General features: G+C 69.3%; 9 protein-coding genes. 4 read left to right on the top strand and 5 right to left on the bottom strand.

What is annotated here, in order from left to right; translation table 11 throughout:
- Positions 1-69 precede the first annotated feature (69 nt).
- The 5 genes from CFB39_RS12045 to CFB39_RS12025 form a co-directional block, all read right to left on the bottom strand.
- Entirely contained in the window at positions 70-813 is a 744-nt protein-coding gene (locus CFB39_RS12045) for a glycine zipper 2TM domain-containing protein (RefSeq protein ID WP_089425755.1), read from the bottom strand.
- Positions 814-1,160: 347 nt separating this feature from the next.
- The gene (lysS, locus tag CFB39_RS12040) at positions 1,161-2,687 is read right to left on the bottom strand and encodes a lysine--tRNA ligase (protein WP_089431260.1); all 1,527 of its coding nucleotides are present in this window, start codon (positions 2,685-2,687) and stop codon (positions 1,161-1,163) included.
- Between the two features lie 82 nt (positions 2,688-2,769).
- Positions 2,770-3,874, bottom strand: a protein-coding gene (prfB, locus tag CFB39_RS12035) for a peptide chain release factor 2 (RefSeq protein WP_111941483.1) whose coding sequence is annotated in 2 segments (ribosomal slippage) — positions 2,770-3,792 and positions 3,794-3,874 — 1,104 coding nt in all. Because the reading frame shifts where the segments join, the coding sequence is not laid out codon by codon here.
- Positions 3,875-4,026: 152 nt separating this feature from the next.
- On the bottom strand, positions 4,027-5,724 hold the full coding sequence (recJ, locus tag CFB39_RS12030) for a single-stranded-DNA-specific exonuclease RecJ (RefSeq protein ID WP_089425753.1): 1,698 nt from the start codon (positions 5,722-5,724) through the stop codon (positions 4,027-4,029).
- Positions 5,725-5,739: 15 nt separating this feature from the next.
- Positions 5,740-6,804: a regulator gene (locus CFB39_RS12025; protein WP_089473280.1), complete on the bottom strand. Its 1,065-nt coding sequence runs from the start codon at positions 6,802-6,804 to the stop codon at positions 5,740-5,742.
- 162 nt (positions 6,805-6,966) lie between these two features.
- On the opposite strand from CFB39_RS12025, the gene CFB39_RS12020 reads away from it, so the two are divergent.
- The 4 genes from CFB39_RS12020 (at position 6,967) to CFB39_RS12005 (ending at position 12,368) form a co-directional block, all read left to right on the top strand.
- Positions 6,967-8,220, top strand: coding sequence for a lipoprotein-releasing ABC transporter permease subunit (locus CFB39_RS12020; protein WP_089425752.1), 1,254 nt, complete (start codon positions 6,967-6,969; stop codon positions 8,218-8,220).
- A complete protein-coding gene (gene lolD, locus CFB39_RS12015; protein ID WP_372684011.1) occupies positions 8,213-8,971 on the top strand; it encodes a lipoprotein-releasing ABC transporter ATP-binding protein LolD in 759 nt (252 codons plus the stop codon). The genes CFB39_RS12020 and lolD overlap by 8 nt, the downstream gene beginning before the upstream one ends.
- 67 nt (positions 8,972-9,038) lie before the next feature.
- Positions 9,039-9,827, top strand: a complete 789-nt coding sequence (locus CFB39_RS12010; RefSeq protein ID WP_089473147.1) for a TatD family hydrolase — start codon at positions 9,039-9,041, stop codon at positions 9,825-9,827.
- A gap of 57 nt (positions 9,828-9,884) precedes the next feature.
- The gene (locus CFB39_RS12005; protein WP_089473146.1) at positions 9,885-12,368 is read left to right on the top strand and encodes a DNA internalization-related competence protein ComEC/Rec2; all 2,484 of its coding nucleotides are present in this window, start codon (positions 9,885-9,887) and stop codon (positions 12,366-12,368) included.
- Positions 12,369-12,472: the final 104 nt, after the last annotated feature.

The following is a 12,472-nucleotide window of genomic DNA, read 5'->3' as shown; positions in this document are numbered from 1 at the left end:
GCACACGAGCCGTTTTTCGTTTTCAGGCCGCTTGCCCGCGCACGTTGCGCGGGCAGGGGAGTCACGCGATCACGCGCCGACCAGCGTGCCGTTCTGGATCCGCACGCGCTGGCCCTGGCCGAACGGCGGCGGGTTGCGGTACGTGAACGTGCGCGTCGCGCCGCTTTCCATCTGCACTTGCACCTGGTAGTCGGTTTCCGCGCGCACCTGCTTCTCGACCTGGTTGCCGGCGAGACCGCCGCCCAGTGCGCCGATGATCGTCATCGCCGTGCGGCCGTTGCCGTTGCCGAACTGGTTGCCGAGCAGGCCGCCGGCTGCTGCGCCACCCACGGCGCCGATCCCCGAACTTTGGCCCGGCGTGCGCGTCTGCGTGATCGCGACGACCGTGCCGCAGCTCTGGCAGTACGACTGCGCGGGCGCCGACGGCTGCTGTGCGTATTGCGGCGGCTGCGGTGCCGTGGTGTGACGGCGATGCGGTGCAGCCGGACGCGGCGCGGGCTTCGGTTCAGCCTGCGCGACGGCAGCCTTCTGCTCGGCGGCCTTCTGCTGCGCGGCGGCCTGTTCGGCCGCCTGCTGCTGGGCCTGCGCGGCCAGTGCGGCGCTGGCGGCCGCTGCCGTATCGACCGCCGGCTGCGACGCGATCAGCGCGGCCTGGGTCTGGCCGTTCTGTTCGTTGCTGCTGGTGGCTTTCGGGAAGACGCCCGTGATCGCTGCCGTCGCCGCGAGGCTGGCGACGATGACGGCGCCGGCCGCGGTGGCGATCAGCGGGTGGAGGCGTTGCTTTTGCGGCGTGGTCTGATTCTGGTTGTCCATTTTGTTCTCCAATGTCGATCCGGATCGGCGCGCTGCGCCGGAGCAGGATCCCACGCTCGGGAGCGAGCAGACTCGGCGTTCCGGCGCCTCGTTCTGGTCCCGTGGTCATGCGTGGTGACGCAACAGGAGTGTCGTCCACGGCCCAGCGGCGCGCCGTATCAAGGTGTAACGAATTGCAGCGGAGCACCGGCAGCCATGACAGGGAAAACCCGGAAAAGGCCGTCGCGACGAGGGGATAAAACGGGGGAGGATCGAAAGCCGGCGGACGCCGGCTGGCGGGATTTACGCGTCGTTACAAAGCTGACGCGTGCGCGCCGCAGGGCGCGGCGCACACGCGGGCGCAGCGATCAGTCTTCGCGGCGCAGGTGCGGGAACAGCAGCACGTCGCGGATCGTCGGGCTGTCGGTCAGCAGCATCACGAGGCGGTCGATGCCGATCCCGCAGCCGCCGGTCGGAGGCATCCCGTACTCGAGCGCGCGGATGTAGTCGGCGTCGAAGAACATCGCTTCCTCGTCGCCCGCATCCTTCTGCTCGACCTGCTTCTTGAAGCGCGCGGCCTGGTCTTCCGGATCGTTCAGCTCCGAGAAGCCGTTCGCGATTTCGCGGCCGGTCATGAACAGCTCGAAACGCTCGGTGATGCCCGGCACCGTATCCGATGCGCGTGCGAGCGGCGACACCTCGACCGGGTAGTCGATGATGAAGGTCGGCTCCCACAGCTGCGCTTCGGCCGTTTCCTCGAACAGCGCAAGCTGCAGCGCGCCGATGCCCGCGTTCAGGAACGCCGGCTGCGACACGTCGACGCCGAAGCGCTTCAGTTCGGTGCGCAGGAACGCGTCGTCGGACAGCTGGCCGTCGGTGTAGTCCGGTGCGTACTTCTGGATTGCCTGCGTGATCGTCAGGCGGTGGAACGGCTTCGCAAGGTCGAGCTCGCGGCCCTGGTACTGGATCGTCGCGGTGCCGAGCGCATCGATCGCCGCCTGGCGGATCAGCTGCTCGGTGAAGTCCATCAGCCAGCGGTAGTCGGTGTACGCGGCGTAGAACTCCATCATCGTGAATTCCGGGTTGTGACGCGGCGACACGCCTTCGTTCCGGAAGTTACGGTTGATTTCGAACACGCGTTCGAAGCCGCCGACGATCAGGCGCTTCAGGTAGAGCTCCGGCGCGATGCGCAGGAACATCTGCATGTCGAGCGCGTTGTGATGCGTGACGAACGGCTTCGCGGCCGCGCCGCCCGGGATCGGGTGCAGCATCGGCGTCTCGACTTCCATGAACTCGGCGTTGTCCATGAACTTGCGGATCGACGCGATCGTCTTGGTGCGGGCGCGGAACGTGTCGCGCGTTTCCGGCGTGACGATCAGGTCGACGTAGCGCTGGCGGTAGCGCATTTCCTGGTCCGACAGGCCGTGGAACTTGTCCGGCAGCGGGCGCAGCGCCTTCGACAGCAGGCGCAGTTCCTTGCACTGGACCGACAGCTCGCCCTTGTTGGTGCGGAACAGCACGCCGCGCGCGGCGACGATGTCGCCGAGGTCCCACTTCTTGAATGCGTCGTAGGTTTCCGCGCCGACGTCGTTCGGCGTCACGAAGAACTGGATCTGGCCCGAACCGTCCTGCACCGTCGCGAAGCTTGCCTTGCCCATCACGCGCTTGAGCATCATGCGGCCGGCGACCGACACCTCGACCGGGTTCGCTTCGAGCGCGGCCTTGTCCGAGTCGGCGAATTTCGTCTGCAGATCGGCTGCGTGATGTTCCGGGCGGAAATCGTTCGGGTAGGCGACGCCTTGCTCGCGCAGGGCGCGCAGCTTCTCGCGGCGCTCGGCGATGATCTGGTTTTCGTCCGCGGTGACGGCGGGCTGCGTTTGGGTCGGTTCGGTCATGATGGTCGGAATTCGGAGTGGGTGCGGCAACGCAAACGGGAAGGGCAAGGGGGCGCGACCCGGCAGGGTCGCGCCGCGGCGCTTACACGCCCTGTTTGAGGCTCGCGCTGATGAAGTCGTCGAGGTCGCCGTCGAGGACGGCTCGCGTGTTGCTCATTTCGACGTTCGTGCGCAGGTCCTTCACGCGGCTCTGGTCGAGCACGTACGAACGGATCTGGTGGCCCCAGCCCACATCGGTCTTGCTCGATTCGAGCTTGTCCTGTTCGGCCTGGCGCTTGCGCATTTCAACTTCGTACAGGCGCGATTTCAGCATCGCCATCGCTTCGGCGCGGTTGCGGTGCTGCGAGCGGTCGTTCTGGCACTGCACGACGATACCGGTCGGCATGTGCGTGATCCGCACCGCGGAGTCGGTCTTGTTGATGTGCTGACCGCCCGCGCCCGATGCGCGGTACGTGTCGATGCGCAGATCGGCCGGGTTGATCTCGACTTCGATCGAATCGTCGATTTCCGGGTAGACGAACACCGACGAGAACGACGTGTGGCGGCCGCCCGACGAGTCGAACGGCGACTTGCGCACGAGGCGGTGGATGCCCGTTTCGGTGCGCAGGAAGCCGTACGCGTATTCGCCCGAGACCTTGACCGTCGCGTTCTTGATGCCGGCGACGTCGCCGTCGGACTCTTCGAGCACTTCGGCCTTGAAGCCCTTGCGTTCGCAGTAGCGCAGGTACTGGCGCAGCAGCATCGATGCCCAGTCGCACGCCTCGGTGCCGCCGGCGCCGGCCTGGATGTCGATGAAGCAGTTGTTCGGGTCGGCCGGGTTCGAGAACATCCGGCGGAACTCGATGTCGCCCACGCGTGCCTCGAGCTTCGCGGCGTCTTCTTCCGACGCAACGAGCGTGTCCTCGTCACCTTCCTCGCGGGCCAGCTCGAACAGGTCGAGCGCGTCGCGCAGGTCGCCATCGAGCGCGGTGAGCGTCGTGACGACGCCCTCGAGCAGCTTCTTCTCGCGGCCGAGCGCCTGGGCGTTCTTCGAATCGTTCCAGACGTTCGGGTCTTCGAGTTCCTTGTTGACTTCGGTCAGACGCGCAGCTTTGGCGTCGTAGTCAAAGATACCCCCGAAGCTCGCCCGCGCGATTGCGCAGGTCGAGCAGGGAGCTTTCGATCGCGTTGAGACGTTCCGCTTCCATGATCGTTCGCTGTTCCGGCTTCGTAAAAAAGCGGAATTATAGCCGATCGGCAGGGTTGCCCGGTGACGCAAACGGTGCTTGCACGTGTGTCGACGGCCCTGTCCGGCGCGGCGCGCATGCGTGCGGCGGCGCGTCGTGGGACGGTCGGCCGCTCAGCCGGCCGCGTGTTCGACGATCAGTTGGACGCGCGTGACGCCGTTCCACGTGTCAGCGACGAGGCGGTAGGCGACCAGTGCGCGCTCCGGCAGCGGCTCCGTGTGGTTGAACCAGATCGCGTTGAAGCGCTGGCGGCCGCGCGCCAGTTGCAGCTTCAGGTGCTTTTCCTTAACGAGCGACTGCGACACGACGTCGAATTCGCCGGAGAAAAGCGGGGCCGGAAAGCCTTGCCCCCAGACGGCCTCGTCGAGCAGCCCGACGAACTGCGGCGTGAAGTACGCATCCTCGAGTTCGCCGTCGGTCTCGATCACGCGGGCCAGCGCGTCGTCGGACAGCCATTCGCGCGCGACGGCCTCGAACGCGGCCGCGAAGCGCGGCACGTTCTCGGTGTCGAGCGTGAGGCCGGCCGCCATCGCGTGGCCGCCGAACGCGACGATCAGGTCCGGTTCGCGTTTCGACACGAGGTCGAGCGCGTCGCGCAGGTGGAAGCCGGGAATCGAGCGGCCCGAGCCCTTGACCCGCTTGCCTTCGTCGTCCGCGTGCGCAAACGTGAACGACGGGCGGTGGAATTTTTCCTTGAGCCGGCCGGCGACGATGCCGATCACGCCCTGGTGCCACTCGGGGTTGAAGAGGGTGATCGTGCACGCGTCGGCCGGATCGACGTCGGCGAGATCGGCGAGCGCCTGCTGCTGCATGCCGGCCTCGATCTCGCGGCGTTCGCGGTTCATCACGTCGAGCTGCTGCGCGAGATCCCACGCGCGGCCGATGTCGTCGGTGATCAGGCACTCGATGCCGAGCGACATGTCGGACAGCCGTCCGGCGGCATTCAGGCGCGGGCCGAGGCCGAAGCCGAGGTCGAAGCCCGATGCCGTACGCGCTTCGCGCGCGGCCGCGCGGAACAGCGCGGCGACGCCCGGCTGCATGCGGCCGTTGCGGATGCGCTGCAGCCCCTGCGCGACCAGCACGCGATTGTTGCCGTCGAGCCGCACGACGTCGGCGACGGTGCCGAGCGCGACGAGGTCGAGCAGGCCGTCGAGGCGCGGCTCGGCTTCCTTGCTCGCGAACGCGCCGCGGCGGCGCAGCTCGGCGCGCAGCGCGAGCAGCACGTAGAACATCACGCCGACGCCGGCGAGGTGCTTGCTCGGGAACGCGCAGCCGGGCTGGTTCGGGTTGACGATCGCGCGCGCGGCGGGCAGCGCGTCGCCGGGCAGGTGGTGGTCGGTCACGAGCACGTCGATGCCGCGCGCGTTCGCGGCTTCGACGCCCGTGACGCTCGCGATCCCGTTGTCGACGGTGATCAGCAGGTCGGGCTTGCGCGCGGCGGCGAGTTCGACGATCTCGGGCGTGAGGCCGTAGCCGTATTCGAATCGGTTCGGCACCAGGTAGTCGATCTGCGCGCCGAACATCCGCAGGCCGCGCACCGCGACCGCGCATGCGGTCGCACCGTCGCAGTCGTAGTCGGCGACGACGAGCAGGCGCCGCTTGTCGGCGATCGCGTCGGCGAGCAGCGATGCAGCGTCGGCGCAGCCTTTCAGCTCGGTGGGCGGAACGAGTCGCGCCAGCGCGGTTTCGATGTCGGCGGGGGACTGCACGCCGCGCGACGCGTACAGGCGCGCAAGGACGGGATGCAGGCCGTGGCGCGCGAGCACTTCGGCGTCGGCGGGCGCGACGGGGCGGGTAACGATCCGGGTCATACGGGGTCTGCTTTGTTATTCGAACAGGGAGGCCAGCGCGCGGCGGCGCCAGAACTTGCGCAGGTCGCCGCGCGTCGCGTGCAGCGTCACGGAACTCGTGTCGCCGCACAGCGTGAAATCGACGCTCGCGAGCTCGCCGTTCTGCACCGCGGCAAGGGCCGGCGCGAACCAGTCGCGCTCGAGCGCGGCGAGTCCGTCGTGCCAGCGCGCCCAGTCCTGCTCGATGAATGGGGTGGTCAGCGCGGGCAGTTCGACGAGCGTCGCGCCATCGGCGGCGGGCAGCATGCCGAACGCGGCCGGCGGCGCGCCGGCGTCGGCGTGCGCGGCGCGCGCGAGGCCGAGCGCCGCGGGCGACGCGGACAGCACGCGCGCGAACGGCTTGCCGACCGGCTTCAGCGTGCCCTGCGCATGGAACCAGATCGAATTGACGGCCGGCAGGCCACGCGCCTCGCGGGCCTCGTTGACCGGATGCTGGAACCACGCCATCTGCACTTCGTTCTGCAGCTTCATCCACATCCGCGAGCGCTCGCCCGTATGCGCTTCGTGCGGCAGCCAGATCTCGATGTTGCGGCCGCTCGCGCGCAGCGGCGCGGCGCCGGCGAGGCGGGCGAGCTGCTCGCTCGACAGGTACCAGCGTGACGGGTTCGGCGCCTCGAGCCGGACGCCGAGCTCCTCGATCAGCGGCCGCGCGACTGCGAGCAGCGCGGCGGCGTCGCCTTCGTCGAGCGCGAGGGCCGCCGGATCGACGAGCACCAGGTGATCGTGCGCGATTTCGACGTGGACGGGCTCGACGCAGGCCCACGCTTGCGCGCCGGGGTCGCCGCCGTCCGCCAGCAGCATGTAGGGCGCGAGCGGCGCCTCGTCCGCGGCGTTGCCCTGGGTGGCGCCGAACTGGCGGGCCAGCCAGCGTTCGTGCGGCAGCGTGCGCTGGAAGTCCTCGCCGGCCACGCGCTCGACGAGGCTGGCGCGGGCGAGCAACTTTTCGAGCGCGGGGCTGTCCAGCGTGTGCAGGGACGAGGCCGCATCGGCCGCCGACGGCAGCGCGAACGGAACGAGAAAATGGAGGCGTCGGTCGTGCATGATGGTGCGCATTGTATGGCAAACTGCGCGCGTGATCGGGCCGGCTGACGGCCCGTTCGCGTCCGGCGGCCGTTTTTCGACCGTGCCCGGGCCGGTGGCCGCCACCGGGCGGCGGTCCGGCCGCGGGGCGCCTCCCCGCCGTAACCAGCAGAAAGGATTCGCTTGAAACTTCCGTACGAATGGCAGATCGGCTGGCGCTACACGCGCGCCGGCAAACGCACGACCGGTAACGGCTTCATTTCCTTCATCGCGCTCGTGTCGATGCTCGGGATCGCGCTCGGCGTCGCGGCGCTGATCGTCGTGCTGTCGGTGATGAACGGCTTCCAGAAGGAAGTGCGCGACCGCATGCTGTCGGTGCTCGCGCACGTCGAGGTGTTCTCGCCGACGGGCTCGATGCCCGACTGGCAACTGACCGCGCAGGAAGCGCGCCGCAATCCGTCGGTGATCGGCGCGGCGCCGTACGTCGACGCGCAGGCGCTGCTCACCCGCCAGGACGCGGTGAGCGGCGTGATGCTGCGCGGCGTCGAGCCGGCGCTCGAGCCGCAAGTGTCGGATATCGGCAAGGACATGAAGGCGGGCCAGCTCGGCGCGCTGGTGCCGGGCCAGTTCGGCATCGTGCTCGGCAATGCGCTCGCGGGCAATCTCGGCGTGACGGTCGGCGACAAGGTCACGCTGGTCGCGCCGGAAGGATCGATCACGCCGGCCGGCATGATGCCGCGGCTGAAGCAGTTCACGGTCGTCGGCGTGTTCGAGTCCGGGCACTACGAATACGACAGCACGCTCGCGATGATCAACATCCGCGACGCCGAGGCGCTGTTCCGGATGGCCGCGCCGACCGGCGTGCGGCTGCGGCTGAAGGACATGCAGAAGGCGCCGGACGTGGCGGTGGAGCTGTCGCATACGCTGTCGGGCAGCCTGTACATCCGCGACTGGACCCAGCAGAACAAGACGTGGTTCTCGGCCGTGCAGATCGAGAAGCGGATGATGTTCATCATCCTCACGCTGATCATCGCGGTGGCCGCGTTCAACCTCGTGTCGTCGCTCGTGATGACGGTGACCAACAAGCAGGCCGACATCGCGATCCTGCGCACGCTCGGCGCGCAGCCGGGGTCGATCATGAAGATCTTCGTCGTGCAGGGCGTGACGATCGGCTTCGTCGGCACGGCGTCGGGCGTCGCGCTCGGCTGCCTGATCGCGTGGAGCATCCCGTGGCTGATCCCGATGATCGAGCACCTGTTCGGCGTGCAGTTCCTGCCGCCGTCCGTGTACTTCATCAGCGAGCTGCCGTCCGAACTCGTCGCGAGCGACGTGATTCGGATCGGCCTGATCGCGTTCGCGCTGTCGGCGGTCGCGACGCTCTATCCGAGCTGGCGCGGCGCGAAGGTGAAGCCCGCGGAGGCGCTCCGCTATGAATGACCGCGCGACCGCATTCGCGGATGCAAAACAACACAACAGACAGGATTCGGCAGGTATGCAGGAATACGTGCTTCAGGCGCGCGGGATCACGAAGGCGTTCGTGCAGGGCGGCTTCAACGTGCAGGTGCTCAACAATACCGAGCTGACGGTGCGGCGCGGCGAGAAGCTCGCGGTCGTCGGCGCGTCGGGCTCCGGCAAGAGCACGCTGCTGCACGTGCTGGGCGGGCTCGACGAGCCGAGCGCGGGCGAGGTGTCGTTGCTCGGCAAGCCGTTTACGCAACTCGCCGAGCGCGAGCGCAACGAGCTGCGCAACCGTGCGCTCGGCTTCGTCTACCAGTTCCATCACCTGCTGCCCGAGTTCACCGCGCTCGACAACGTCGCGATGCCGCTGCGCATTCGCCGGATGACGACCGAGGACGCGCGCGAGCAGGCGCAGGCGATGCTCGAACGCGTCGGTCTCGGCCCGCGGGCGAAGCACCGGCCGGGCGAGCTGTCGGGCGGCGAGCGGCAGCGCGTCGCGATCGCGCGCGCGCTGGTCACGAAGCCCGCGTGCGTGCTCGCCGACGAGCCGACCGGCAACCTCGACGGCACGACGGCCGATACGGTGTTCAACCTGATGCTCGAGCTGTCCGAGACGCTCGAAACGAGCTTCGTGATCGTCACGCACGATCCCGATCTCGCCGCGCGCTGCGACCGCATCATGCGGCTGCGCGACGGCGTGCTGCACGAGGAGCCGGCGCTGCCGGTGTAAGAAGCGAACGCGCTTGGCCTGCTGCCGGGATGGTCCCGGTGCGGCGCCGGGGCGCAGGACTGCCGCCATGTGGATCGACACGCACTGCCATCTCGATGCCGCCGAGTTCGACGCCGACCGCGATGCGGTCGCGCACGCGGCGCGCGCGGCCGGCGTGTCGCGCATCGTGATCCCGAGCGTCGGGCGCGATAACTTCACGACGGTGCGCGAACTCGCGCAACGCACGCCGGGCGCGGTCTACGCGCTCGGCATCCATCCGATGTTTACGCCACGTGCACGTGACGAGGATCTCGACCGGCTGCGCATGGAGATCGAGGCGAGCCTCGACGATCCGCGCTTCGTCGCGATCGGCGAGATCGGTCTCGACTATTTCGTGCCGGGGCTCGACGAAGACCGGCAACAGTTCTTCTACCAGGGGCAACTGAAGCTCGCGCGCGAATTCGACCTGCCCGTGCTGTGCCACGTGCGCAAGTCGCAGGATCGCGTGCTCGCCGGGCTGCGCCGTTTTGGCGTGCGGCACGGTATCGCGCATGCGTTCAACGGCAGCTTCCAGCAGGCTGAAGCGTATCTCGCGCATGGGCTGCATCTCGGCTTCGGCGGCAACGTGACCTTCACGCGCGCGCTGCAGATCCGCCGGCTCGCGGCGCAGCTGCCGCTCGAGGCGATCGTCGTCGAGACGGACGCACCCGACATCGCGCCCGAATGGGCGTACAAATCCCGCAACACGCCCGACCAGGTGCCGCGCATCGGCGACGTGCTCGCCGAATTGCGCGGGATCGACGCCGGCGCGGTGTCCCTATGCACTTCGGCTAACGCGCTCGCCGCGCTGCCGCGACTCGCACTTTCATCCGCATAATCGTTGCCCTGAGGCGCTGCATGCTCGATGGTGGCGCCGGGTCGACGAGGAGGGGCGATGCGCGTGTGGTGGATCGCGTTCGCGCTCGGCGTGGTCGTACTGCAGCGGCAGGCGGCGCTGCCGGGTGCGCTCGCATGGACGATCGGTGTGGCCGTGCTCGCGGGCTGCGCGGGGCTGAGCGTGTGGTGCATGCGTCGCCAGCGTACGCGCAAGACCGCCATGTTCGGATGGTTGCTGTGTGCGCTCGCGGCCTGCGATGCAGGGTTCGGCTATGCGGCCGCGCGGGCCGAATGGCGGCTGCGCGACAGCCTGCCCGTCGAGTGGGAGGGGCGCGACATCGTCGTCACCGGCGTGATCCGCGGGCTGCCCGTGATCGACGAGACAGGCGCGCGGCTGCTGTTCGCGGTCGAGTCGAACGATGCGGGGCTGGCCCGCTTTCCGCCGTTGATCCGGCTGTCGTGGCGCGCCTATGGTGCGTCGGCGACACGCGATCCACTTCCCGATCTGCGCGCCGCGCAGCGCTGGCGTTTCGTCGTGCGCCTGAAGCGCCCGCATGCCGAGGCCAATCCCGGTGTGCGCGACAGCGAGGCGGCGTGGCTGGCCGCAGGCATTCGCGCGATCGGTTATGTGAGCGCGCCCCGGCGGGCGGAATTGCTCGATGCGCGCGCAGCGGGATGGCGTGCGTCGATCGATCGGCTGCGCGACGCGCTGCGCGCGCGTATCGACGCGTCGCTCGGCAGCGACGCCGGCCATCGCGGCATCGTCGCCGCACTGGCGATCGGCGACCAGTCGGGCATCGGCGACGATGACTGGCACGTGCTGCGCAGCACGGGTACGAGCCACCTCGTCGCGATTTCCGGCCTGCATGTCGGGCTCGTCGGCGCGATCGCGGGCGGGCTCGTGTCGATGGTCTGGCGCCGCCTGCGCTGGCGCACTCGGGCCGCAACGCTCATGTTTCCGGCGCCGTACGCGGCAGCGCTCGCCGCGCTGGCAGCCGCGGCCGGCTATGCGGCGCTTGCCGGCTTCAACGTGCCGGCGCAGCGCGCATGGTGGATGATCGCGGCCGGCGGCATTGCGTACCTGGCCGGGCGCAGCGTGCCGACTTCCGCGGTGCTGTGCGCGGCGCTCGGCGGCGTGCTGCTTGCCGATCCGTGGGCCGTGCTGTCGGCCGGGTTCTGGCTGTCGTTCGGGGCGGTCGCCGTGATCCTGATGGCCGTCGCCGGCTGGCGTGGCGTGCGTGAGGTTGATACGGAAAACGAGGAGGGCGACGGCACGGCCGGCTTGTCGAGCCGGTTGCGCGCGTGGGGTGCCCGCGCCGGGCGCCGGATCGCCGAGGCCACGCGCGTGCAGTACGCGGTGACGATCGGTCTCGCACCGCTCACGGCCGCCTGGTTCGCGCAGATATCCCTGTCGGGCCCGTTCGGCAATGCGTTCGCGATTCCGTGGGTCAGCTCGGTCGTGACGCCCGTCGTGCTGGCCGGCATCGCGCTGCCCGCGCCGCTCGATGCGTACGCGTTCCGGCTTGCGCACGCGGCGCTCGAACCGATGATGGCGCTGCTCGGATACCTTGCCGACTGGCCGGCCGGCGTGTTCTGGCTGCGCATGCCCGACTGGCCGGTGCTGGTGCTGGCCTGCGTGGGCGTCGCATGGGCGCTGATGCCGCGCGGCTGGCCGCTGCGCTGGGCGGCCCCGCTCACGTGGCTGCCGCTCGTCGCGCCGGCATCTGATGCGCCGCCGCCGGGCGGCTTCCGGCTGACCGTTTTTGACGTCGGGCAGGGCGCGTCGGTACTGGTGGAGACCGCGCGGCGTACCTTGCTGTTCGATGCGGGGCCGGGCGCGGAGTCGACCCACGCCGGCGCGCGGATCGTCGCGCCGGCGTTGCGTGCACGCGGCATCGCGGTGATCGATTCGCTCGTGCTCAGTCACGCGGATGCCGATCACGCGGGCGGTGCACCGGCCGTCTATGCGGCAGTCGACGTGCGCCAGCTGCTGGCCGGCATCGTGCCGAACAGCCGGCTGTGGCGCGATGCGGCCGCCGCCGGCGTCGCCGACCGGCTGCCGTGCGCGGCCGGGCAGCGCTGGACCTGGGACGGCGTCGCGTTCACGATGCTGTGGCCGCAAGGCGGCCCGGGCGCGGGCTCGTCGAACGGGCGGTCGTGCGTGCTGCGCATCGACGCGGGCGAGACGTCCGCGCTGCTGACGGGTGATGTCGATGCGCGCGGCGAACGCCGGCTCGTGGACGCTGCACGCGACGCGCTGGCCGCACAGATCCTGGTCGTTCCGCACCATGGCAGCCGTACGTCGTCGGTCGAGCCTTTCCTCGATTCGGTCGGGCCGCGCGTCGCGGTATTTCCTGTAGGCTATCGCAATCGTTTCGGTCATCCGCACCGGACGGTGCTCGCCCGTTACGAGGCGCGCGGGATCCCGCTGCCGCGCACCGATCGCGACGGCGCCGTGCGGTTCGACGTCGCGCCGACCGACGGCGGGTTTGCCTTCGAGCGTCATCGCGACGTTTGGCGACGGTACTGGATGGATCGGTGAGCGCGGCGAAAGCCGGCGTATCAATAAAGATGGCCCGGATCCGCGCTCAATGCCGAAGCGTGGGCCCGGCAGAAGGCGAAGCATGGGGCGAGAGCAAGCGCTAA

It is taken from the genome of Burkholderia sp. AU6039 (assembly GCF_002223365.1).
Taxonomy (GTDB): domain Bacteria; phylum Pseudomonadota; class Gammaproteobacteria; order Burkholderiales; family Burkholderiaceae; genus Burkholderia.
The sequence above is the reverse complement of the archived record's forward strand: the minus strand, read 5'-3'. Positions and strand labels throughout refer to the sequence as shown.